Genomic DNA, 23966 nt, shown 5'->3' with positions numbered 1-23966 from the left:
AAAAGACTAACTCATGACCCGAACCAAACTTTCCCTGTTGATTCCATTGCTCGGCTCCGTCGGCGCCCAGGCCTGGGCCGAGGACACCGAGCAGCAACCCGGCACATTGAACATGCAGGCCACCGTCGTTTCCGCGACGCGCAGCGAAGCGACCATTGCCTCGATTCCAGGCTCGGTACAGGTGATCGACGAACAGCAGATCCGCCAACAGAGTGGCGCCGGGCGTCGGGTCTCCGACATCCTGGGGCAACTGGTTCCCGGCCTGGCGCCGTCCAGCGGCGGGATGAGCAACTTCGGTCAGACCCTGCGCGGGCGCAACATGCTGGTGTTGATCGACGGCGTGTCGCAGAACGCCACGCGTGACAACTTCCGCCAGCTCAACAGCATCGCACCGGCCAGTATCGAACGCATCGAGGTGGTTTCCGGTGCCAGCAGCATCTATGGCGCCGGTGCTTCGGGCGGCATCATCAACATCATCACCAAGCGCAACCAGGGTCAGGACCTTGCCTACAGCAGTAAACTGGGCCTGACCACCGGCAACAACCTCAACAGCAAGGGTTTTGCCTACGAGGCCTTTCAGAGTGTGACCGGGCGCAAGGATGCCCTGGACTGGTACCTGTCCGCCGACCTGACCCAGCGCAACGATCAGTACGACGGCAACGGCAATCGCATCCCTCAGGACACATCCCAGGGCAGCAACATGGACACCGACACCTATGACCTGCAAGGTCGTTTCGGTTACGAACTGGATGCCGATAAGAAACTCAGCCTGTCGCTGCAGGACTACAAGGACCAGCAGGACACTGGCTACACAAAAGACCCGAAAAACCCGCAAGAGGCCGTGGCGGTCAAAGGACTGAAACTCGACGACCAGCCCTACACCCATAACCAGGCGGCCAACCTCAACTACACCGACAACGACTTCTACGGCCAGGGCCTGCAACTGGAAAGTTACTGGCGCCGGGCCGACGCGCTGTTCTTCCCGGACCTGTCGCGGGGCAAGGCCGGGATCGCCGACAACAACAGCGTGCAGGATGTGTACGGCCTGCGTGCCGCCATCGACACGCCGTTGCCGGCCATCGGCAACGCCACGGGTAACCTGGTCTGGGGCGCCGACTACGATCACGAACGCTCCCGCCAGCGCGGTGACCAATACACCCTCAAAGGGCTGACCTACACCAAGACCGGCACCACATACGAGATGGGCCCGGATATCGAAACCACCACCAAGGCGCTGTTCGGGCAGATGTCCTGGGACATCGGTGACTGGACCTTGCGTGGCGGTGTGCGCCGCGAATGGATCGAAAGCGAGGTCTCCGACAGCATCGCCTATGGTCAGATCGTCCAGACCGGCGTACGCGCCATCCTGCCCGGCGACACCCTCAAATACGACGCCACGCTCTATAACCTGGGCGCGGTCTATCACCTGAGCGAACATCAGGACGTCTTCGCCAATTACAGCCAGGGGTTTTCGCTGCCGGACATCCAGCGCTTCTTGCGTGACGTGAGCAGCACCTTCGACATCCAGAGCCTCAACGCCCAGGCCCTCAAGGTCGACAGCTACGAGTTGGGCTGGCGCGGTGACTGGGACCGGTGGCAAGCCGACGTCACCGTCTATGAAAACACCTCGGACGTGACCCAGTTCTACGATGCCAATAGCCGTGTCTTGCGCCTGATCAATCAGAAGGAACGGGTTCGCGGCATCGAAAACAGCCTGACCTATCGCGCGACCGATCAATGGTCGGTAGGTGGCACCTATGCCTGGGCCAAAGGCGAAACCCAGCAGAACGGGAAATGGATCGATCTGCCGGCGACACGCATTTCACCGGCCAAGACCACGCTGTTCGTCGGCTACACCGAAGACGATTACTCCCTGCGCCTGCAAGGCATGCACCTGGCCAGTTACGACGCCGCCGCCAAGGACAACAACGGGCGCGACATCGAAGGCTATACGCTGGTGGACCTGCTCGGCTCCGTGGACTTGCCGGTCGGTCGCCTGGAAGGCGGGGTGTACAACCTGACCGACCGCACATACGTCAACCTGTTCGCCCAGGCCAACGCCAGAGCGCCATACCCCAACGCCGAAGGGCGTACCTTGAGCATGACCTATTCGATAGATTGGTAATCAAACAAGGAGCCGGCTTGCCGGCTCCTTGACGTTCGACGGTGTTACAAGCCGCGCAAATCCCGCTCTTCGATCGGTCGGCTCTGGCGCAGACGCTTGCCGCCCAACACCACCCAGTCAATCAGCCGGAACAGGCACTCGATCCCGAACGACAGCAGCAACGCGCCGCTCATGCCCCAGACCATTGCTTCGGGCGTCAACAGGATCTGGTAGCTGTAGCCATTCCAGGTTTCCTTGCGGATATCCGGATCGGCGGCCAGCACCACTTGCAGGAAGCGGATGTACCACGGGCCCTGCATCGCCTGGAATTGCTTGTCCAGCGCCACCTGACGGGTCAGCAGGTTGCCCAGGCTGTCGGCATCGCTGCGAAAGATCGGGTCTTCGCTGGCGCGGTAATGCGCGACCAGAGCCTGCATATCCCCCTTGAAGAACTGATTGGCGGTGTTCTGGAAGCCACTCAGACTGGCCTGCGCCTCGATCAGATGCGCCTCGACCCGCTTGGCGTAATCGCTGATGAACCCCGGCACCTGGACACCGATCAACAGGCCCGCCGCAAACAACACCAGCCGTAGATAACTGAGCAACATGGGGGTTGAATCCTTATGAGGTCTGGCCCTGGCTGACGCATTCGCCGCGTCGCCACAGGCTCCATTGACCCGGTTCGTAACGGGTCCAGGTTTCGTTTTCGGTCAAGGGTTCGGTGGCGATGACGGTCACCACATCGTTCGGCGTGGTTTCGGCCTGAAAGTCGACGATTACGTCGACATCTTTCAAGCGTGCCGGGCCAAACGGTGCGCGCCGGGTGATTTGCGCCAGCTTGGTCGAGCAATAGCAGAACAGCCAGTCGCCGTCGCTGAGCAGGCAGTTGAATACGCCTTTGCTGCGGTACTCGGCGCAAGCGGCCACCAGATCCGGCAGCAATGCTTCGACCTCGACCGGTTCGGGGAAGGCCGCGCGCACACGGTTGAGCAAATCGCAGAACGCCGCTTCGCTGTCGGTATCGCCGACCGGGCGATAGAAACTGGCCGCTGGCTGAAAGTCCGCCAACTGGCCATTATGGGCGAAACACCAGTTGCGCCCCCACAGCTCACGAACGAATGGATGCGTGTTGGACAGGCAGACCTTGCCGACGTTGGCCTGACGGATGTGCCCGATCACCACTTCGCTCTTGATCGGATAACGCTGCACCAGGTTCGCGACTTCCGACTCGCAACTCGCCGCCGGGTCCTGGAACAGCCGCAGCCCACGGCCTTCATAGAAGGCAATGCCCCACCCATCGCGGTGCGGGCCGGTGCGCCCGCCGCGCTGCATCAGCCCGGTGAAGCTGAACACGATATCGGTCGGGACATTGGCGCTCATGCCCAATAACTCACACATGCTCGGACTCTCGCTCAATCGCAGGGGCACGGTTACAGACGGGGTTCGACTCGCATCCGCTGAGGGCTGCTCGGCACCGGTGGACGACCATAACGATCATCGCCAGCACCGCCGAACGGTTGATCACCCTCAGACTCGTCGGCGCGAACGGCGGCTTTGGCGGCGGCAGCCTGTTCCTTGCGGGCGTTGGAGGCGCGTTCGATAGGGAAGCGGATAGCCACCAGCACCAGATAGAGGCCGAACGCGATCATGCCGTACATGAACAGATCGGAAATCGCCCGCCAGGCGTTGTTGCCGACCTTGAACAGCAGGTCGAGGGCGGTAATGGCGACAGCCGGTGCGACTTTGTCCTTCACCGGGTCGATGATGGTCGGGCTGAACAGCAACACGGCCATCGCCAGCCGCAGCGGCTCGCGCAGCCAACGCCACATCCAGCGGGTCAAGCGCATCCACACCAACAGGCAGCCCAAAGCGGCGAAGGCGTAGAGGCCCCAAGCGATCAGATAGTCGTTCTCGGTCATGGTGTCCATGGCAAGGCAGGCAAAGAGGCGCTTATGATAACGGCTTTTCGCCCGTCAGGCTGCATCAATGCCTTCGGTCAAAACACATAACCCTGTGTGCGAGCTTGCTCGCGATGACGGACTGACAGTCAATATTAATATTGGATGTACTGGCCTCATCGCGAGCAGGCTCGCTCCCACAGGTTCCAAACCTGTTTTGTACACTGTTCGAGAGCCCTTCATGCCCCTATCCGCCAACATTCAAGACGCTCCGATTGCCCACATGGCTGATGGCTCCGATCCGTATGCCTGGCTGCAAGAACGCGACACCAAGGCAGTGCTTGACTACCTGAAGGCTGAAAACAGCTATCAGGAAGCGCAAACCGCCGACCAGGCCGAGCTGCGTGAAACCCTGTTCGAAGAGATCAAGGGGCGGATTCTCGAGACCGATCTGTCCCTGCCCTCGCCGTGGGGACCCTATCTGTATTACACCCGCACCACGGCGGGCGATGAGTACGCTCGGCACTACCGCTGCCCGCGTCCAGCCGATGACAGCCTGACCCTCGACGAAAGCCGCGAACAGTTGCTGCTGGACCCCAACGAACTGGCCGACGGCGGCTTCTTTTCGCTCGGAGCGTTCAGCATCAGCCCGGACCATCAGCGCCTGGCCTACAGCATCGATTCCAGTGGCGATGAAATTTACACGCTGTTCGTGAAGGAATTGTCCGACGGACGTGTCAGCGAACTGGAATTCCAGGACTGCGACGGCAGCATGACCTGGGCCAACGACAGCCTGACGTTGTTCTTTGGCGAACTGGACGACACCCATCGCCCCCACAAGCTATACCGCTATCGCCTGGACGGCACGGCGGCCGAAGAAGTGTTCCATGAGCCGGACGGGCGCTTCTTCATGCATTGCTACCGTTCAAGCTCCGAACAGCAATTGCTGCTGTCCGTGGGCAGCAAGACCACCAGCGAAGCCTGGGTCCTCGATGCCAACCAGCCGCAGCAAGCCTTTATCTGCATCGCGCCACGTGTCGAGGATCATGAGTACGACGTCGATCACGGTGTGCTCGACGGTCAATGGACCTGGTTCATTCGTAGCAACCGTGACGGTATCAATTTCGCCTTGTACACCGCCGTCGATACCGGCGCCGCTCCCACCGAAGCCGACTGGCGGAACCTGATCCCCCACAGCGACACGGTGATGATCGACGGCATCAGCCTGAACACCGGGGCCATGACCCTGAGCCTGCGGGTTGGCGGCTTGCCGGTCATTGAAGTTCACCCGCAAGGCCTGGCGCCTTATCGCGTGCAACTGCCGGATGCGGCCTACAGTCTGCACGTGCAAAACAGCCTGGAGTTCGAAAGCGAGCGGATTCGCCTGCGCTACGAAGCGTTGAACCGTCCGGCGCAAATCCGCCAGCTTGAACTGGCGACCGGCGAGCAGAAAGTCCTTAAGCAAACCCCGGTGCTCGGCCCCTTCGATGCCGACGCCTATGTCAGCCAACGCCTGTGGGCCACCGCGCCGGACGGCACGCAAGTGCCCATCAGCCTGGTAATCAAACGTGCAGACTTGGGCAAACCCGTACCGCTGTACCTCTACGGCTATGGTGCCTATGGCGAAAGCCTCGACCCGTGGTTTTCCCATGCGCGCCTGAGCCTGCTGGATCGCGGTATGGCGTTTGCAATTGCCCACGTGCGTGGCGGCGGCGAACTGGGGGAAGCCTGGTATCGCGCCGGCAAGCAGGAGCACAAGCACAACACCTTCAGCGACTTTATCGCCTGCGCCGAACACCTGATCGCCCAAGGTTTCACCACTGCACCACAGTTGGCGATCAGTGGCGGCAGCGCCGGCGGCTTGCTGATCGGCGCGGTGCTCAACCAACGGCCGCAGCTGTTTGGCGCCGCCATCGCCGAAGTGCCGTTCGTCGACGTGCTCAACACCATGCTCGACCCTGACCTGCCATTGACCGTGACGGAATACGACGAGTGGGGCAACCCTGAAGAACCGGACGTCCATGATCGGATCAAGGCCTACGCCCCGTACGAAAACGTCACCGCGCAAGCTTATCCGGCGACCCTGGTGATCGCCGGCTACAACGACAGCCGCGTGCAGTATTGGGAAGCGGCGAAGTGGGTGGCTAAATTGCGCGCGACCAAGACCGACAGCAATCCCCTGCTGCTCAAGACTGAACTGGGTGCCGGGCATGGCGGGATGAGCGGTCGATATCAGGGATTGCGTGACGTAGCACTCGAATATGCATTTTTGTTCAAGGTTCTGGGTATTGCCTGAGGAACCTGGCGCGGTGTGCCGGTCTTAACTCCACGCACCGGCGGCCGATACAACCCGTATCCCTTGTAGGAGCGAGCCTGCTCGCGATAGCGGTGGCGCATTCAACATCAATATTGAATGTGCCGGCCTCATCGCGAGCAGGCTCGCTCCTACAAAGGCCATTCAATACCCGGAACAACAGACACTACAAAAAGACCGTGACGACATGTCTGAACCAACCTTTCTGAACAACGAAATTCGCGACTGGCTGATGGATTGCGGCCTGTTCAATCAACTGCTGCCAGCGGACTTCGCCGCGGCTTCGGGGTACTTCAGTATCAGCACCATTGCCCAGGGCGAGGAGATCTTCCAGGAGGGCGATGCGGGCAGCTTCATGTGCATCATCCACACCGGTCAGGTGGCAGTGCAAAAAACCAACGCTGACGGGCAGCGAGTCACCATCGCCACGTTGCGCAGCGGCCGCTCGTTCGGCGAAATGGCCGTGCTTGATGGCGAACGGCGCTCAGCCAGTTGCCTGGCTGCAAGCAACTGCCAGTTGCTCAACCTGGGCAAGGACTCGCTGGAAAAGATGCTCAACGACGCTCCGAAGATCGCCGCCAAGATCATCCGCGCCCTCGCCGTGTCCCTTTCCAAACGCCTGCGCATGGCCGACGGCCAACTGCTTTCGCAGCAGGTCTAGCCGCCCGGCGACTTGACTTTCGGCGGATTGGGCTCAATCCCCGGCACGGGCTGGTCCTTGGTCGGGGGGCTCGGCATTTCAATTGGCACCAACGGCGGACCGCTACTGCCGGGGCCGACTTTAGGCAAAGGTGCCGGGCTGATCTGCGGGTACGGGGTGGGCGTCGCAGTGCCGGGTGAACCGGGCATCGGCGCGGGGCTGACGGGAATCGATTGCAGCTGTTGAGCCTGCACTGCAGTTATCGAGAGCGCGGCCAGGGCAATGACCGTTAGAATGGTGCGCTTCATCAATGGCTCCGTTGGCCTTGTCGTCATAAACAGGCTACTCCCAACTGCGTCTGTTTGCCCTCCCGAGTTCTGCCAATTTTCTTCAAGTGAGCCCCATGAAACGTTTCGTTCTGCTGGACACCACCCCCATCCCTGAAAACGGCGGCGCCCTGTGCCTGTTCGAATACGGCGAGGATTTTGTCATCAAGATCCAGGGCGGCGACGGCGGACAATTGATGAACACGCGCATGCACGGCTCCGAAGATGCCCTGGCCGAGATCCCGTGTCGCAAGGTCGCCGGTCGACCGAATTCACGGGTGCTCATCGGCGGCCTGGGCATGGGGTTCACCCTCGCCTCGGCACTCAAGCACCTGGGCAAGACCGCCGAAGTGGTGGTCGCTGAATTGGTGCCTGGTGTTGTGGAATGGAATCGCGGGCCACTCGGCGAGAAAGCCGGAAACCCGCTTCAAGACCCGCGGACCGTGATTCGCATGGAAGACGTGGCCAAAGTCCTGCAGGCCGAGCCCCAGGGTTTCGATGCGATCATGCTCGACGTCGACAACGGTCCCGAAGGCCTGACCCAGAAAGCCAACAGCTGGCTGTACTCCGCCGGCGGCCTGAGCGCCTGCGCCAAGGCCCTGAGACCAAAAGGCGTGCTGGCCGTCTGGTCGGCCAGTGCTGACCGGCAATTTTCCGACAAACTGAAGAAGGCGGGTTTCAAGGCCGAGGAAGTGCAGGTCTTCGCCCACGGCAACAAGGGCACCCGCCACACCATCTGGATTGCCGAGAAGCTCAAGGGCTAGGCTAAACTTCACCCTATAACCGTCATTAGTCTTTCTACAAAGGTGAACCCATGAGTTCGTCCACCCCGACCAACACTTCAAAGCTGGATCGCATCCTCGCCGACAACCAGCGCGACAAGGAAATGGGCTACCGCGACAAGGCCCTGAAGATGTACCCGCACGTCTGTGGCCGCTGCGCCCGTGAGTTCTCCGGCAAGCGTCTGAGCGAACTGACCGTGCACCACCGCGACCACAACCACGACAACAACCCGCAGGACGGCTCGAACTGGGAGCTGTTGTGCCTGTACTGCCACGATAACGAGCACTCGCGTTATACCGACCAGCAGTATTTCGGCGAAGGCTCGCTGAGCACGCCGAAAATCGCCAAGGCCACGCACAACCCGTTTGCGGCGCTCGCCGGGTTGATGAAGAAAGAAGACTGAAGATTTTCAGGGCTTGATCTGACCTCATCGTCGGAACGCCGCCCGGAGCAAGCTCGCTCCCACATTGTTCTGCGCCCGTCAGGACACCTCGGTCAACTGTGGGAGCGAGCTTGCTCGCGATAGCAATAGCCCTGCCACCGCCAATCTCCAAACTGACCGCTGCCGCCCAATCCCCGTATAATCGCGCTTTTTTCCCGAAAGGCACCCCGCTCGTGGCAGACAAACGGTACAGCTGCATTGGTTTGTATAACCCCAAGTCACCGGAGAACGTCGGTTCGGTGATGCGCGCCGCCGGCTGTTACGGCGTGGCGTCGGTGTTCTACACCGGCAAGCGCTATGAGCGCGCCGCCGACTTCGTCACCGATACCAAGCGCGTGCACTACGACATCCCGCTGATCGGCATCGACGACCTGAAGAAAATCCTGCCCCTCAATTGTGTGCCCGTCGCCGTGGAACTGGTCGAGGGCGCCCGCCCGTTGCCGGAATACACCCACCCCGATCGCGCGCTCTACATCTTCGGCCCGGAAGACGGATCGCTGGATAAAGAGATTCGCGACTGGTGCGAAGACGTGGTCTACATTCCGACCACCGGCTGCATGAACCTGGCCGCCACGGTCAACGTCGTGCTCTATGACCGCCTGTCCAAGGGGCTCAATACCCGTTCCGGGCCAAAATTCCGCTAATCGCCGCACATCCGATTGAACAAGCTGCCCGCCCTGGCAGTCAGCTTGACTATCGATCCCTGAAGCCTGGAGACAGACCATGAGCGAACTCAAACGCGTCGAGCGTATCGAATCCACCCCATTCCAGAGCCCTTCCGAGCAGAACGTGCAGGGCTGGGAGCGCGTCGGCTCCCTGGCCGGCGGCGTGGTGATGGTGGGCAAGGGCCTGCGTCGTGGCGGGATCTTTGGCCTGATCCAGGTGGCCATCGGCGGCGTGGCCCTGGCCCGTGGTATTACCGGCCACAGCTCGGCGAAAAGCCTGCTGGAGAAAGGCCGTCAGGACATGAACAACGTGCGGGCGAAAATCCAGCGGGCGGGTGAAGAGTTGAGCCAGTTGAAGGCCAATGCCGATGCAGCGACCAAAACCGCGACCGTTACCGGGAATGATTCCTTGAAGTCGCCGAAGGCCGGGGCTTGATCCTGGATTTGCGCTGAAGCATCTGGCCTCATCGCGAGCAAGCTCGCTCCCACAGGGGATTTGTGTACGACGCAGACCAAATGTGGGAGCGAGCCTGCTCGCGATGGCGGTGCTACTGAATCAACTCGGTATTCAGCACTTTTGAAGAACCACCGATCACGCTCTCGCTGAGCTGAACAACCGCTTTGGTATCGATATCCCCCAGCCGTATCGCCCCGCGCAGCACGTCGTCCAGCGAACGCTTGTTGTGGGTTTTCAGGCGAATCTCGCGATCCAGTTCCTGCAGCAACACCACCGCCCTGGCCACCTGCGCCGGGCCGACCTGCTCACCGCGCAGCGTGGTGACTTTCTGGCTGCTCCTGACCAGTTTGCCGTGCAGGTTTTCGTAGCGCTCATCGCTCATGCCGCCGGCCCGGCGCACCAGTTCGATGGCGTAATACTCGGCAAAGCCTTCGCCGATCCAGTCACTGCGTTGGGTGCCGTTGATCCGCCCGAACATCTGGGCCAACTCACGGACCAGGGCACTGGTACCGCTTTCGCTGACCAACGGCAGGCGACTGTTGAGGTAGATCGACTCGTGCGCCGACTGGCTGCCGCGCCACATGGGGTCATTGGCCCCGACGATTAGCAGTTTGCCCGGGTGTCGCGGATACAGCGCCTGCACTTGCGGCCAGACGAAGGTCAGCAGCGTCAGCACATCCATACGTCGCATGCCCTGCCCCAGCGGCGAAGCAACGGTGACTTCGGTCTCGCCCAGACGAGTACGGCGACTGCCGAGCTGGCCAGCGAGCATCCAGCCCGTGGGCCGGTCGAACAGTCGGGAAGGGTTATCGATACGGAATTTGTTCGGGCCGATTCGTGGCCACGCGGTTTCAACGCTTTTCCAGCCACCGGGCAGCTCGAATTCGAGGCGTGCAACCAGTTCGATGCCGTCCTGTTGATCGAGCCTGGCAGCCGGCACCAGATCGTCGCCGCGCATCAACGCCCAGTTTTGCGTCATGCGCGTGTCGAAGCCGCCGTTCTTGCGGCCGTGGTTGATGTTCACGCGGTAGGTCAGGCTGGCTTTGTCGGCGGTCGGATGCCAGACACCGCGCACCGCTTTGCCCGGGGTCAGTTGCCATTGGCCGTCAGCCTTGAAATCACTGTAGTGGCTACCGTCGCCAAGGTCGAAATCCAGGCTGCGCACCGCCGAACCCCGGGCGAGCGTCAGGCGCACCTCGGCCTGATCGCTCTGGGGCAACAGCCGCACGTGATAATCCAGATTGACCTTGTTCGCAGCCCATGCGGGCGAACTCACGACCAGTAATCCCACGACACATGCCTGCCGCCACCCCACAGCCATACACACTCCTTCGCGAAACGTCAGGCAATCAGCCCGCGCGAAAAATCAGGTGATCTTCCCAGTCATCTTCCGGCACGCTGCCTTCGGCGAGCATGCGCCCGGACTGGGAAATCCGCTCGTGATGAACGGCATCGCGATCACCGCACACCAGGTGATGCCACAACGGCAGGTCCTTGCCTTCGCTGACCAGGCGATAGCCACAGGTCGGCGGCAGCCATTTGAATTCGTCGGCCTTGCCCGGCGTGAGCTGGATACAGTCCGGAACGGAGTCTCGACGGTTGGGATAGTCCTTGCACTGGCAGGTTTTCAGGTCCAGCAGTTTGCAGGCGATGCGCGTGTAATAGACGCTGTTGTCGTCTTCGTCTTCAAGCTTTTGCAGGCAGCACAATCCACAGCCGTCGCACAGCGAATCCCATTCCTCCTGATCGAGTTGATCGAGGGTCTTGCGTATCCAGAACGGTTCTACTTTGGCGGCCATGGTTCGGGTATCGACATCAGGTGGTGAAAAGGCCGCCAGTCTAGTGCCCGTAGCCCCGCGGGCCAAGCATTGGCGACTGTCGGTAGAACGGGCTTGTCAGTTTTTGCGCTGCCAAGTAGGGTTTTGCGTTGCTCCCACTTTCAAACGTAGCCAGGAATCTCTTGATGAGTGCCAACCCACGCGTTGCCGATTACGCCATTCACCCTCAGTTCACCGATCGCTGGTCGCCCCGCGCCTTCACCGGCGAAACGATTCCAGAGGAAACCCTGCTGAGCTTCTTCGAAGCCGCCCGCTGGGCACCCTCGGCCTACAACTCGCAACCCTGGCGCTTCCTTTACGCACGTCGCGATACGCCGAACTGGGAGCGTTACCTGGGTCTGCTGAACGAATTCAACCGCAGCTGGGCGCAACATGCATCGGCCCTGGTGATCGTGATTTCGAAAACCACCTTCACCGCACCCGGCGCCAGCGAAGAAACCCCGGCCCTGTGGCACACCTTCGACACCGGCTCCGCCTGGGGCCACCTGGCCTTGCAAGCGAGCCTGAGCGGCTGGCACACCCACGGCATGGCCGGTTTCGACCAGGAGCTGACCCGCAAGGAGCTGAACATTCCCGAAGGCTACGCACTGCACGCGGCCGTCGCGGTGGGCAAGCTGGGGGACAAGGCCAGCCTGGCGGATTACCTGCAAGCCCGTGAAGAACCCAGCCCGCGTCGTCCGTTGAGCGAGTTGGCGGCCGAAGGTGACTTCACCCTCTAATCCACTACACATAGCAATGTGGGAGTGAGCCTGCTCGCGATGAGGCCGTGTCAGTCAACGTTAATGCGAATGACACACCGCTATCGCGAGCAGGCTCGCTCCCACATTGGGTAGTGGTGATTTCAGTAACCGCGATCGAAATCCACTTCCCCGCGCAATGCCTCTCCCGCCTCATAAGCCCGCAGGTTCTCGACAAACAGCTTCACCATCATCGACGGCGAAGTCGGTGCCGAGCTGTGCCCCGTCAGCAGCAGGCCCCAGGCCGTCCAGAACGGATGTCGCTGGGGCAAGGGTTCCTGACGGCACACGTCGATCACGGCGCCCGCCAGATGCCCTTCCTTCAAGGCATCCACCAGATCCGCATCGACCACTGCCACACCGCGCCCGGCGTTGATGAACAACCCGGTCGGCTTGAATTGCTTGAACAGCGCCGCATCGTAGACATCGTGGGTTTGCGCAGTGTTTGGCAGCAGATTGACCACGTAATCGACTTCACCGACCAACCGCGGCAAATCCGCCATCGAACCAACTTCGATAAACGGCGCCTGTTTCCGCGCGCTACTGGCCACGCCATACAACTCGACGCCGAATGGCACGAGGAACTGCGCCACACTTTGACCGATATCACCGGTGCCTACGATCAACACCTTGCGCCCCGCCAGGCTCTGGCCATGGCGACTGTCCCACTTGCGCTCGACCTGGCTGACCAACCGCGCCAGCACTTCACGTTCGTGACCGAGCATGTACGTGAGCACGTACTCGGCCATGACCTGGCCGAAGATTCCGACTGCACGGGTCAGCCGATAGTGCCGCGGCAAGCCATCGGCCAGCAGCGGTGTGATGCCGGCCCAGGTCGATTGCAGCCATTGCGGCTGATGGCCCTGGCGTAACAGGGTCGCCAGCAAATCAGGCTGGCCGAGCCACACCGGGCAATCGCCGGCCTGGCTGGCCAGTTCGGCGGAATCACCGCTGGTCAGCACCTCCAGGTCCGGTGCCGCCTCGCGCAACAGTTGGGCGTACACGGGGTAGTCGTGTTCAGCAATCAGGACGCGCATGCTTCAAACCTTTCAAAAACGGTGCAGACGGCCGCCGACAGTGCTGTGCATCCGTCGATGCGGCCATCGCTAAAATCAATCAGTGTTTCATAACCACTCTGAACAGAGCCTGTCTGCCGCTCACACCGGATCGTTGCGACGCAACAACTCTTCCGGCAAATGCTCGATGTACTCGTCTTCGGCAGGTGGCATTTGCAGGTGATAGCCCTGTTTTTCGAGGTTTTCCAGCACGACCGCGATGTCCTCGCGCGACAGCTTGCGCTCGGGGCTCAGCACCAGGTCGAACGCGTGGATGGCCTTGCCGAAGGCTGCCATCAGGGGGTCCGGCACGCGCTCCAGAGCATCGCTCTTGAGCACATACAGGTACATTTCGTTTCTCTTCGAGCTGCGGTAGATGGAACAAATACGTTTCAAGGCTGTTCTCCGGCGGTGGCCAGGCTGTCGAGCAGCGCCTGGCCCATCAACTCGCGGCGCCAGCCACGCAGCGAATCAGGCAATTGGTAGGGACCATTGGGGAAGCCGCTTTTGAGCAGCGCTTCCAGGGTTTTCTTGCGCAGCATCAGTTCCGGCGCGATGTTCAGGCGCTCGGCTTCGGCCTGGCCTATGGCCTTCATTTGTTTGAGCAGTGCAGCGGCATCCACCGGCAACGGCTCCGGCACGGCTGGCGGCCACTGATCAGGCGACACACTGCCAGAGCGCTTGATCAGATCAAGCAGAAACTCGCCGTCCTGACGCACGGTACGCGGGTGCATGTCTTCGATTTTCGCCAGGGCGCCAAGGTTATCCGGTTGCGTACGCGCCAGCGGCCACAACGAATGTTCGCGGATAATCCGGTTGCGCGGCAGGTCACGGGCCCGGGCTTCCTTTTCGCGCCAGGCGCAGAGCTCACGTAAAACGGCAAGTTGGGCGCGGGACAGCTTCCAGGCCAGCTTGGCATCCCGATAGACCTCGTACGGATCGATCTCGCGGCGCAGGTTGGCCACCAGTTCGGCACCGTCTTCCAGGACCCAGGCGCATTTGTCGTCAGACAGCTTTGGACGCAGCTTTACGAAGACTTCAGCCAAATGCACGGCGTCTTCGGCCGCATAGCTGATCTGGGTTTCGGAAAGCGGACGTTGCAGCCAGTCGGAACGGGTTTCACCCTTGGGCAGGTCGATGCCGAGTACTTCCTGCACCAGTCGCGAATAGCCCATGGAAAAACCAAGGTTCAGGTAAGCGGCAGCCAGTTGCGTATCGAACAGCGGCACCGGCAGGCTTCCGGTCAGACGTAGCAGAACTTCGAGGTCTTCGCTGCACGCGTGGACAACCTTGAGCACCGCCGGGTTTTCCAGCAACGCGGCCAATGGCTGCCAGTTGTCGATGGTCAGCGGGTCGATCAGATAGGCGCGAACACCGTCTCCGATCTGCAGCAGGCCGGCGATTGGGTAGAAGGTGTCGACCCGCATGAATTCGGTGTCGAGGGCAACGAATGGCAACTGTTGCCACTCGGCGCACAACCGTCCGAGGCTATCGTTGTCGCGAATCCAGTGAATATCGATGGCCACACGGCTCTCCCTTGAAGAATGGCGCGCAGTATATATCGCCCCCGGCGATTTCCGCGCATCCACTGAACAAGAGCGTTAGCGAAATTTACTACGTGACATACAGAATAGTCCGACAACGTCGGGCTAGCTGGTCTTACCCAGCACGTAGATCCGCATCCGCGCGCAACCGGGGAAAAAGTCCTGATGGCTGAGCAAACGAAACCCCGCCTGCCTGAACTCGCGTTCCAATCCGGTTTTGCTCGGCAACGGCCGGGCCGGAACGCCCTCCACGCCTGAATGCGCGCCCTTGAAAAGGCCATCGAGGCGTAGTGCGACTATCACCGTATCGCGACTGACCCGGTAAAACTCACCCAGCATCGCCAGACGATGTTCCGGGTTATGGAGGTGCTGGAACAATTGCATGCAGAAAATACAGTCAACCGCATTCTCCGACAAGCCAATCGAGAACGCGGAGCTTTGAAAGGTCTTGACCCGCTTCAACAGGCTCTGCGAATGATGTGTCCGGGCATGATCGAGGATGTCCTGGGACGGATCCGTTGCGAGGATCACCCGATTCGCGTGCTCGGCCAGCACTGGCCAAAAACGTCCCACACCACAAGCCACATCAAGGATCAGACCAGGCTCGCCAGCGACCTTGAGTGCATTGCGCACCAGACGCTCCTCACGCCAGAGCGCCAAGCGCCCGGCCAGACTCGGCGCTTGCGGCTGAAGGCAAACGCGCGCGTGCTCCTGGTCGTAGTGCCGGGCGATCTCAAGCTCGATGGCGGATGGAGGCTGAGCGGACATGTGCAATGGCTCTTGGTGATAGTTCTACCGGCCGCAGATCTGCGGCCGCCGCGTGAAACAGAATCGGAGTACTCAATCCTTGGCCAACACGCCGTCAGTCACTGGACCACGACATCCGGTAAACATGTCCAGATCCTGGTTGTAGACCTTGCTGTTGACCTCCAGAAGCCCAAGCATCGAATGGAAAAGGTTGTCCTGGCTCAGGGGCTTTTCACGGCCCTGTTGCAGACAGTGGGTATCTACCGCAAAGGACTTTTTATAGCTGTCGGAGAACCAGGCAAACATGGCTACATGCTTTTGCTGCTCCGGTGCCAGCATGTAAGGCGTGCCGTGGAGGAACAAGTTGTATTCACCCAGGGACTCGCCGTGGTCAGACAGATACAGCATCGCGGTATCCACTTTGTCCTGGTTGCTGCGAAGCAGATCGATCAGGGTCGACAGCACATGGTCGGTATAGACCAGAGTGTTGTCGTAGCCATTGACGATACTTTCGCGACTGCAATTGTTCAGGGCATTACTCTCGCAAACCGGAGTGAAGCGCTCGAACTCTTTCGGATAACGCTTGAAGTATTCCGGACCGTGGCTGCCCATCTGGTGCAATACCAGTACCGTGTCCTTGTCCAGGGTATCGATGAAGTGTTGCAGGCCTTGCAGCAGGATTTCGTCACGGCATTCGCTGTTGGCGCACAGCGCCGGGTCCTTCAGATTGCTGACGTCTTCAACGGTGACGCGATCGCAGGTACCTTTGCAGCCTGACTGGTTGTCACGCCAGATCACGTCAATACCCGCATGCTTGAGCACGTCCAGCAGGCCTTCTTCGTTTTTTGCCATGCTGGCGTTGTAGTCCTTGCGCCCCATGTTGGAGAACATGCAAGGCACCGATACGGCGGTTTCAGTTCCGCAGGAATGCACATCGGTGAAAGCGATCAGGCCATCTTCCTTACTCAGTTTCGGAGTAGTGTCGCGGCTATAGCCAAGGATGCCGAAGTTCTCAGCCCTGGCACTTTCACCCACGACAAGTACTGTCAGGGATTTGCGTCCGTGAGTTTGCCAGACCGGATTAAGCCGGGCATCTTCACCGATCTTGACAAAGGGTTGCCGCGCAGTCGCTACTTTCTCGCGCAAGAAACCGGACGTGGCACCAATGTAGTTGCTTGGCACCACCATCAGGCGCAACTCGTGGTGATTGCGAAACAGCGAAGACAGGCCTTGATAGTTAACCAGTGCAACACCGCCAATGACCGCTGCCGAGGCAAAAATCACCAGAACTTTACTGAGTAGTTCACGGTGCCAGCGACGATAATTAATCGGCGCCTTCCACAATAGCCAGGACGGTAAAATGCCGAGCAGCACAATATAAACAAACAACTTTGGCGACAGTAAGTCGCGCACTTCCGTAGCATTGGTTTCAGCGAAGTTACGCAACATGCCGGTGTCGATAAGAACACCATACTGGCTCATGAAATACGCCACGCCCGCGCTGGTCATGAACAGCAGGATCAGGACCGGCTTGAGCACCGACCGGAATGCCAGCAGGGTCAGCACAATGTTGAACGCTGCGAAGATCATCACCCCAAAGGCCACACGCATGACGATGCCTTTGCCATCGGATGCAGTGATTTCGAACAGGTGCTGCCAGAGTACAAAATTGAAGCCAACTAACAAAAAAGCACTGGCAATCAGTGTCACCCATTCGGGGCGCACGGCTTTAATCTTAAGCATGAGATTCGGCGGGTCCTGAAAAAAGGTGTCTTCGGCAAATGTGAAAATTTCATTTACCGAGACAGCTCTAATTTTAGGTAGCCAACCATCAATTTTTTGTGAAAAAGAAGCCAACAATTAGTTGGCTTACTTATCCCGCCTTACACTTACAGACTATTTGAGAATGTTTCAGCTCTGGCTTAGCGTCGACTCAAGCCTGGTGCAAATACCAGCGCCAGTCCTGCTCACCGACCTCCCCCATGAATTGACGATATTCGGCGCGTTTCACCGCCAGGTAGACGCCGAGGAATTCACCGCCGAAGGCTTCCCTGGCCCAACTTGAACCCTCCAGCGATCGCAAGGTGGTCAGCCAGTCTGTCGGCAACAGTTTCGTGGCCTGGGCGTAGCCGTTGCCTTCCACCGGCGCACCAGGGTCGAGTTGTTCGCGGATACCGCGATGAATACCGGCCAGAATCGCCGCAGCTGCCAGATAGGGGTTGGCATCTGCGCCACAGATTCGATGTTCGATGTGCCGGGAATACGCCGGCCCGCCAGGTACGCGCAGGCTCACAGTGCGATTGTCCACGCCCCAGGTGGCCGCCAGGGGGGCATAGCTATTGGCCTGGAATCGACGGTAAGAGTTGGCGTTGGGGCAGAACAGCAACAGCGAATCGAGCAAGGTGCTGAGCATGCCGGCAACGGCCTGCTTGAGCAGCGGCGTTCCATCCGGGGCTTCACTGGCGAAGAGGTTGTTGCCGTCCTTGTCCGCCAGGCTCACGTGCATGTGCATCCCGGTGCCGGCCAGGTCATCGAAAGGCTTGGCCATGAAGCAGGCTGTCATGCCGTGCTTGTGCGCCACACCCTTGACCAGACGCTTGTAGCGCACCGCTTCATCCATCGCCTGTAGTGCGTCGCAGCGGTGCTCGAGGGTGATTTCCACTTGCCCCGGCGCGTATTCGGAAATGGCCGTGCGCGCCGGAATCCCCTGGAGCTTGCAGGCGCTATAGAGGTCGGCCAGGAACGGCTCGATCTGTTCAAGTTCACGCAACCCATAGACCTGAGTGCCGTGCGGACGTCCGCCATCGACATCCCGTGCCGGTTGCGGCCGGCCATTGCTGTCGCGTTGCTGATCCAACAGGTAGAACTCCAGTTCCGCCGCCATGACCGGGTAATAACCTTCAGCCTGCAAACCTTCGATGACTTTAGCCAGCAAGTGGCGGGGATCGGCAATGGTGGCGGGCATTCCCTCAGTCGGGTGCATGCTGACCTGCACGGCCGCGGTCGGTATCAGGCGCCACGGCATACGCGTGAGGCTGCCGCTGATCGGGTAGGCGCGGCAGTCGATATCACCGACATCCCAGACCAGCCCGGAGTTCTCCACGTCATCGCCGTTGATGGTCAGGCCGAGGATTGTACTCGGCAATGGCCGCCCGCTTTCATACACCGTCAGCAACTCATCACGATGCAGCAGCTTGCCCCGCGGCACACCGTTGTTGTCGAGGATGAACAGCTCGAACATTTCAATATCCGGGTTCTGCTCCAGAAAGGTCAGCGCTTCTTGCTTGGTGGCAAACGAGGTCGTGGCACAACTCATGGGAACTCTCTTTTTCCGTGTCAGACAGGTACGCAAAAGCACCCGCACTTTAATCCCGCCATCGAGCGGAATATGTAGGAACAATCAGCGGAAAAAGCAGGAATCCGGCGGGCGCGCATGGCGGCAATGCCACAGCGCCCAAAAAGCCAGTTCAGAAGGAAGTGCAGAGAGGTTTGGCGCGGTGGCTGGCGTGAATCGACGACCAAGGCTCGACGCCCGAGCGTCGATGGATGCCTTGAAGTGGATTGCGACTGGCCAACCGTCCATAGAGAGAACCGCAGAAAACAGATGACCCGCAGACTCACACGATGGCTTAAGTCGTTAAATCAGGATTTGAAGAACCTTGGATATCGTCTGACTAAACATTTGGCTGCGACGTGTATTTAATTTCTAAATACTTCGCCGGAGTTTCTGATTTGCCGCCTCCAGGCCTCGCGCGCCTAATCGGAACCCTTCTGTTCAAGGTCCGATCATGGAAAACACCCGAGCCACTTCCCGCCCTGCCCTCTGGTTCATGTTCAGCATTGTCCTGGCTGCCCTGAACCTGCGCCCTTCCATGGCGGCTGTCGGGCCTCTGCTCTCGGCGATTCGCGACGACATTACGCTGAGCTTCAGTCAGGCTTCACTGCTGACCATGTTGCCGGTGACGGCCATGGGACTGGCGATGTTTGTCGGCCTGCGCATCAGCCAGCGACTCGGCGAGCAGCGCACGGTGGTGTTCTCGTTGCTGATCATCGGCGTGGCCACGGTTTCGCGGTTGTTCCTTGATTCAGCCGCGGAGCTGCTATTGAGCGCCGTGCTGGCAGGTATCGGGATCGCCCTGATCCAGGCCCTGATGCCGGCGCTGATCAAATCCCGCTTCAGCGACCACGTTGCCCTGTGCATGGGGCTCTACGTCACGTCGATCATGGGCGGTGCCGCCTTGGGTGCCTCCTTTGCGCCGCTGGTGATGGAGCGTACCGGCAGCTGGCGTATAGGCCTGGCGATCTGGGCCGTTCTCGCCGTGCTGGCATTGCTCTTCTGGCGCAGCCAAAGCGCGGGGATGCCAACACTGGATTCGAGGGCATCCAGCAAAGGTTCGTACTTCGCCAATTCCCGCGCGTGGTTACTCGCGATTTTCTTTGGCCTGGGCACTGCGTCCTACACCTGTGTTCTGGCCTGGCTGGCGCCGTACTACGTGGAAAAGGGCTGGAGCGAACAGCACGCCGGATTGCTGCTCGGGTTTCTGACCGCCATGGAAGTGCTGTCGGGCCTGCTGACGCCCGTCATCGCCAATCGCAGCCGCGACCGCCGCGTCGTGCTGATGGTATTGCTGGCACTGATCATCGCCGGATTCTGCGGACTGATTCTGAGCCCTGGGCATTTGAGCCTGATGTGGCCATGCCTGCTGGGGCTGGGCATTGGCGGCCTGTTCCCGATGAGCCTGATCGTATCGCTGGATCACCTGGACAATCCATTGCGTGCCGGTGGCCTGACCGCATTCGTTCAAGGCATCGGCTACTTGATCGCCGGCCTGTCACCGCTGCTGGCGGGGGTCATCCGCGACCGGCTCGGCAGCTTTGAATGGGCCTGGTGGTCGCTGACGGCGGTCATGGCGCTGATGATGTTGATGGTTCTGCGTTTCAACCCAAGGCACTACACCCGCCACATCCATTGACCCGGAGCCTGCCATGAAATCCACCGGTTTCGCCGTCGCTCACGCCAGCATGCTGCTTTGGGCCTTGTTGATCGCCGCATCGTTTTCCGCGGCGGCGCAAGTGAGCCAGGCCATCGACCCGATTCTGCTGACCGGTTTGCGCCTGCTGTTTTGCGCCTTGGTGTTTCTGCCATTGTTGCTGCTAAAAGGCAATACCGTCATGACCGCCCGCGCGCTGTTCGGCCATGCTGTGCTCGGCCTGCTGCTGGCGCTGTACTTCGGTTCGCTGTTCGAAGCATTGCGCTACACCTCAGCCGTCAACACCGGGACGATGTTCACGCTGGTGCCGCTGATGACCCTGTGTTTCGAAGCCGTGCTGACACCTGACAGCCGTCTGAAACAACGGATTGTGCCGATGCTGCTCGCCGCTGCCGGGGCGGTTTTGTTGATCATGAAAGGCACCGGCCCCGGCGAGTTGCCATCGCCCTATGCATTGATGGTGTACGGCATCGGTTGCCTGGCGATGGCGCTCTACGCGCCCCTCAGCCATCGCCTGAAAGCCGATAGCCTCAAGGGACGCGGCCCCGTGCCCATGACGTTCTGGAACATGCTGTTCGGTGCACTGTTCCTGCTGGTGTTCTGTGGATTGAGTGGCGGTTGGCGCTCGGCATCATTACTGACGCTCAACGATTTCTATTGGCTGATGTACCTGGCGGCGTTCGCCACACTGGCGACGTTCTGGTTGCTGCACCGGGCCATCGGCGTGATCGCACCGTCCTCGGTGATTTCCTATATCTACCTGAGCACGCTGTTCCTCACCTTGTTTCACTGGCTATGGGGGCGCCAGATGCCGCTGCCGCTGGAAGTGGCCGGCGCGGTGCTGGTAGGCCTCGGCATGTTCGCGTTATTGATGTCCAGCCGCCGCGCCGTGTCGGCGATCGTCCAGGGCTGACAGGGTCTTGGGCGAAACGTCCTGCAAGGCATTTTCCCTGCTCGCTCATTCCGCTAGGATAATTCACCCACCCTTGCGCATGGTCAGTACAAGGGACGTAGCGAGATGGAATGGATGCTCAACAGTAATTCGCTTAGAAAACTCGACATGCAGGACCTCATGGTGTTCGTCGCCGTGTATGAGCAGAACAGCGTCACCGTCGTATCCGAGACGCTCTGCGTCAGTCAGTCCACGGTGAGTTACTGCTTGAAAAAGCTGCGCACCAGTTTCGAGGACGAACTGTTCATCAATACCCGTACCGGCGGCATGCAGCCCACCGGCAAGGCCGGCGCGATGTACCCTCACGTGCTGAAAATCCTGGATAGCATCAACCTGTGTCACGCCGGCTTACCCACGTTCGACCCCGGCCTGCAACCGGTGACCTTCAACATCTGCGCACCGGAATACTTCGAGCAACTGATCCTGCCGCGCCTGTTGAAAACCTTCGACCTCGCCGATCTTCCAGTGATGGTCAATGTGTTCAAGCTCCAGACCGATATCCCTGCCGAAGCGTTGCGCGAAGGCAGCCTGGACCTGGTGATGTGCTTCGGCCCGAACTTTCATCGCAGTCACGTCGATTTCAAATCACAAACGCTGCTCGAAGATGACCTGGTGTGTGTGTTCGACAAACGCGCCACGCCGGCGGAACCACGTCTGAGCCTGCAAACCTATGTCGAACGTCGACACGTGTTCCCGACACCCTGGACGTCCGCCACCAACATGGTCGATGGCTGGCTCGCGCAGCAGGCACAACAGCGCCAGATCGTTGCACGCGCCAACAGCTACAGTGCAGCGCTGAAGCTGATTACCGGCACCGACTATGTCCTGACCCTGCCCCGGCGCATCCAGCGATTGCTGGCCAGTGCAGACACCTTCAAGCACTGTGAAGCGCCCGAAGGCTTGCCAGGTTTCACCCTCGACATGCAGTGGAGCCAGGGTGTCGATCAGGACAGCGCCAGCACCTGGTTGCGAACGCAAGTGATCCAGGCCTGCGTCGAGCAGGAATCAGCCTGATGTTCAGTTGTTAATGGCGGTCTTGCTGTAGGAGTCGCGATCAATGTCGAGAATTTCCACGCACAACTGGACCTCAATGCTGCTCGGCCACTCACACAGGTCCCGCACCACCGCCAGCAGGCTTTCAGACAGCTGTTTTTTGATCTCAGCGGAACGACCACTCAACAGCGCCAGTTTCACATGCACGAACGCCCGCTCAGCCAGTGCTGTGCCGACCTTGAATGTATTGACCTTGACCGCGCGACTCTTGATGTCGAATTCGGCAGCAAACTGACCGGAACCCACCAACGTATTGTTCAACCGCATCAATGCCACATCGGCATTCAGATCAGTCAGGTTGGCGGTGTATTCCATGTGCAGGTGAGGCATGAGTCAGTTCCTGTAAGTGGGTGGAGAGGTCGTACATATAACACAGCACCGCCCCGTTCATTCAGGCAGTGGCAAAACGGCACGCTCACTCATGAAGGCTTCCAGGCGCGAGCGCAACCAGCGCTCGGCAGGGTCGCTATCGACATGACTGAGCCAGACCATGGACAGGTCCAGGGTAGGTGTCTGGATGGGAAAAGGTTCCTTGAACAGCACTCCCGATGCCGCCATCGCCTCGGCGGTGTAGTCCGGCAGGCTGGCAATCAGGTCCGTCCCGGCAAGCAGGGCCGGTAAAGAACTGTATTGCGGTACCGAGAGCACCACCTGGCGCGTGCGGCCGATGTCCGCCAGCCACTCGTCGGCGTAGCCACTGACGTTGGCGGTATGGGACACCAGCACGTGCGGTCGCGCGCAATATTCATCGAGGGTCAGCGGTGTGTCGGAGGCATCGGCGCGTAAAATGCTGGGCTGGATGTGCCGCAGCAACTTGCGCTTGGCATTGGCCGGCAAGCCACGGGTCTGGCTGATACCCACCGTGATATCGCCGGACGCGAGCAAGTCGGGAATCCGCCAGTAATCGACATGCTGCACAACGAACACGACGTTGGGCGCTTCCTGGCGCAACGCTCGCAGCAATGGCGGCAACAGCCCGAACTCGACATCGTCGGACAACCCTATGCGGAATGACATCGTGCTGCTGGCCGGGTCAAAATCATGGGTCAGGCTCAAGGCCACGGACAAGGAGTCCAGCGCCGGCGACAAGTGCCTGATGATCTCCTCGGCCCTTGCCGTCGGCTCCATGCGATGGCCAACGCGTATGAACAGCGGATCATTGAACATCGCACGCAAGCGGTTGAGCGCCGAACTGATGGTCGGCTGACCGAGAAACAGCTTCTCCGCCACCCGAGTGACATTGCGTTCAAGCATCAGCGTTTCGAATACCACCATCAGGTTGATATCCGCCTTGCGAAGTTCGTTGCGATTCATCCACTGCCCCCCCGATCCCCAAATCTGCTGACAGTTTAGGTAGCGGATGGGACTGTCGTCTATCCGACTCAGGTTCAATAGTCTGATACGGTGTACGAACTTTTCC

25 protein-coding genes are annotated in these 23966 nt (G+C 60.0%); 11 read left to right on the top strand and 14 right to left on the bottom strand.

Translation table 11 applies throughout. The features are described 5' to 3' along the window. The first annotated feature begins 13 nt into the window (after positions 1–13). Positions 14–2125, top strand: coding sequence for a TonB-dependent receptor (locus ACM6J5_RS20600; protein WP_414929235.1), 2112 nt, complete (start codon positions 14–16; stop codon positions 2123–2125). Positions 2126–2169: 44 nt separating this feature from the next. Here the strand turns inward: ACM6J5_RS20600 and ACM6J5_RS20595 are convergent, their stop codons facing one another. The 3 genes from ACM6J5_RS20595 to ACM6J5_RS20585 are packed head-to-tail and all read right to left on the bottom strand — an operon-like array spanning position 2170 to position 4032. Beyond that, a complete protein-coding gene (locus tag ACM6J5_RS20595; protein ID WP_095945362.1) occupies positions 2170–2712 on the bottom strand; it encodes a DUF2937 family protein in 543 nt (180 codons plus the stop codon). 13 nt (positions 2713–2725) lie between these two features. Beyond that, positions 2726–3502 carry a class II glutamine amidotransferase gene (locus ACM6J5_RS20590; RefSeq protein WP_095945363.1) on the bottom strand — a complete coding sequence of 259 codons (777 nt, stop codon included), beginning with the start codon at positions 3500–3502 and terminating at the stop codon, positions 2726–2728. 32 nt (positions 3503–3534) lie between these two features. Further along, a complete protein-coding gene (locus tag ACM6J5_RS20585) occupies positions 3535–4032 on the bottom strand; it encodes an MFS transporter (protein ID WP_095945364.1) in 498 nt (165 codons plus the stop codon). A gap of 211 nt (positions 4033–4243) precedes the next feature. Between ACM6J5_RS20585 and ACM6J5_RS20580 the strand changes: the two genes are divergently transcribed. Next, entirely contained in the window at positions 4244–6298 is a 2055-nt protein-coding gene (locus ACM6J5_RS20580; protein WP_414929234.1) for a S9 family peptidase, read from the top strand. Positions 6299–6503: 205 nt separating this feature from the next. After that, entirely contained in the window at positions 6504–6977 is a 474-nt protein-coding gene (locus ACM6J5_RS20575; protein ID WP_414929233.1) for a cyclic nucleotide-binding domain-containing protein, read from the top strand. On the opposite strand, the gene ACM6J5_RS20570 is transcribed toward ACM6J5_RS20575, so the two are convergent. Beyond that, on the bottom strand, positions 6974–7264 hold the full coding sequence (locus tag ACM6J5_RS20570) for a hypothetical protein (protein ID WP_008049201.1): 291 nt from the start codon (positions 7262–7264) through the stop codon (positions 6974–6976). The two genes, ACM6J5_RS20575 and ACM6J5_RS20570, sit on opposite strands and share 4 nt — an antisense overlap. A gap of 95 nt (positions 7265–7359) precedes the next feature. Here ACM6J5_RS20570 and ACM6J5_RS20565 point away from each other — a divergent pair, with 95 nt between their 5' ends. From ACM6J5_RS20565 to ACM6J5_RS20550, 4 genes are all read left to right on the top strand, one after another. Then, positions 7360–8046: a spermidine synthase gene (locus ACM6J5_RS20565; RefSeq protein ID WP_046043858.1), complete on the top strand. Its 687-nt coding sequence runs from the start codon at positions 7360–7362 to the stop codon at positions 8044–8046. 50 nt (positions 8047–8096) lie between these two features. Continuing rightward, the gene (locus ACM6J5_RS20560; protein WP_007944009.1) at positions 8097–8468 is read left to right on the top strand and encodes a YajD family HNH nuclease; all 372 of its coding nucleotides are present in this window, start codon (positions 8097–8099) and stop codon (positions 8466–8468) included. A gap of 212 nt (positions 8469–8680) precedes the next feature. Then, positions 8681–9151: an RNA methyltransferase gene (locus ACM6J5_RS20555; protein ID WP_046043857.1), complete on the top strand. Its 471-nt coding sequence runs from the start codon at positions 8681–8683 to the stop codon at positions 9149–9151. A gap of 79 nt (positions 9152–9230) precedes the next feature. Next, a complete protein-coding gene (locus tag ACM6J5_RS20550; RefSeq protein WP_414929232.1) occupies positions 9231–9608 on the top strand; it encodes a DUF2892 domain-containing protein in 378 nt (125 codons plus the stop codon). 112 nt (positions 9609–9720) lie between these two features. On the opposite strand, the gene ACM6J5_RS20545 is transcribed toward ACM6J5_RS20550, so the two are convergent. Together ACM6J5_RS20545 and ACM6J5_RS20540 are read right to left on the bottom strand one after the other, a co-directional pair. Beyond that, complete coding sequence (locus ACM6J5_RS20545) at positions 9721–10950, bottom strand: hypothetical protein (protein WP_414929231.1); 1230 nt, start codon at positions 10948–10950, stop codon at positions 9721–9723. A 28-nt stretch (positions 10951–10978) separates the two neighbouring features. After that, positions 10979–11428, bottom strand: a complete 450-nt coding sequence (locus tag ACM6J5_RS20540; protein WP_414929230.1) for a YcgN family cysteine cluster protein — start codon at positions 11426–11428, stop codon at positions 10979–10981. A gap of 164 nt (positions 11429–11592) precedes the next feature. Here ACM6J5_RS20540 and ACM6J5_RS20535 point away from each other — a divergent pair, with 164 nt between their 5' ends. Next, entirely contained in the window at positions 11593–12186 is a 594-nt protein-coding gene (locus ACM6J5_RS20535) for a nitroreductase family protein (protein ID WP_095945370.1), read from the top strand. A 122-nt stretch (positions 12187–12308) separates the two neighbouring features. On the opposite strand, the gene ACM6J5_RS20530 is transcribed toward ACM6J5_RS20535, so the two are convergent. The 6 genes from ACM6J5_RS20530 to ACM6J5_RS20505 form a co-directional block, all read right to left on the bottom strand. Continuing rightward, the gene (locus ACM6J5_RS20530) at positions 12309–13241 is read right to left on the bottom strand and encodes a D-2-hydroxyacid dehydrogenase (RefSeq protein ID WP_414929229.1); all 933 of its coding nucleotides are present in this window, start codon (positions 13239–13241) and stop codon (positions 12309–12311) included. 120 nt (positions 13242–13361) lie between these two features. Next, entirely contained in the window at positions 13362–13655 is a 294-nt protein-coding gene (locus ACM6J5_RS20525) for a YcgL domain-containing protein (RefSeq protein WP_033048390.1), read from the bottom strand. After that, positions 13652–14785 carry a ribonuclease D gene (gene rnd / locus ACM6J5_RS20520; protein WP_095945372.1) on the bottom strand — a complete coding sequence of 378 codons (1134 nt, stop codon included), beginning with the start codon at positions 14783–14785 and terminating at the stop codon, positions 13652–13654. Before rnd ends, ACM6J5_RS20525 begins: the two co-directional genes overlap by 4 nt. A 123-nt stretch (positions 14786–14908) precedes the next feature. Continuing rightward, entirely contained in the window at positions 14909–15571 is a 663-nt protein-coding gene (locus tag ACM6J5_RS20515; protein ID WP_095945373.1) for a class I SAM-dependent methyltransferase, read from the bottom strand. A 72-nt stretch (positions 15572–15643) separates the two neighbouring features. Then, positions 15644–17293, bottom strand: coding sequence for a phosphoethanolamine transferase (locus ACM6J5_RS20510; RefSeq protein ID WP_095945374.1), 1650 nt, complete (start codon positions 17291–17293; stop codon positions 15644–15646). Positions 17294–17483: 190 nt separating this feature from the next. Further along, complete coding sequence (locus ACM6J5_RS20505; protein WP_414929228.1) at positions 17484–18866, bottom strand: glutamine synthetase family protein; 1383 nt, start codon at positions 18864–18866, stop codon at positions 17484–17486. A 472-nt stretch (positions 18867–19338) separates the two neighbouring features. Here ACM6J5_RS20505 and ACM6J5_RS20500 point away from each other — a divergent pair, with 472 nt between their 5' ends. From ACM6J5_RS20500 to ACM6J5_RS20490, 3 genes are all read left to right on the top strand, one after another. Beyond that, complete coding sequence (locus ACM6J5_RS20500; protein WP_150673556.1) at positions 19339–20523, top strand: cyanate transporter; 1185 nt, start codon at positions 19339–19341, stop codon at positions 20521–20523. 13 nt (positions 20524–20536) lie between these two features. After that, entirely contained in the window at positions 20537–21454 is a 918-nt protein-coding gene (locus ACM6J5_RS20495; RefSeq protein ID WP_414929227.1) for a DMT family transporter, read from the top strand. Positions 21455–21568: 114 nt separating this feature from the next. Next, positions 21569–22507 (top strand): LysR family transcriptional regulator, encoded by a 939-nt coding sequence (locus ACM6J5_RS20490; protein WP_150673558.1) that lies wholly within the window; start codon positions 21569–21571, stop codon positions 22505–22507. A gap of 3 nt (positions 22508–22510) precedes the next feature. Here ACM6J5_RS20490 and ACM6J5_RS20485 read toward each other — a convergent pair whose 3' ends face one another. Together ACM6J5_RS20485 and ACM6J5_RS20480 are read right to left on the bottom strand one after the other, a co-directional pair. Beyond that, entirely contained in the window at positions 22511–22876 is a 366-nt protein-coding gene (locus ACM6J5_RS20485; protein ID WP_095945380.1) for a 5-carboxymethyl-2-hydroxymuconate Delta-isomerase, read from the bottom strand. 57 nt (positions 22877–22933) lie between these two features. Next, positions 22934–23860 carry a LysR substrate-binding domain-containing protein gene (locus tag ACM6J5_RS20480; protein WP_095945381.1) on the bottom strand — a complete coding sequence of 309 codons (927 nt, stop codon included), beginning with the start codon at positions 23858–23860 and terminating at the stop codon, positions 22934–22936. Positions 23861–23966 lie beyond the last annotated feature (106 nt).

Origin of the sequence: Pseudomonas sp. IT-P74 (assembly GCF_949768175.1) — a bacterium.
GTDB lineage: Bacteria > Pseudomonadota > Gammaproteobacteria > Pseudomonadales > Pseudomonadaceae > Aquipseudomonas.
This window is presented reverse-complemented; position numbering and strand designations above follow the sequence as displayed.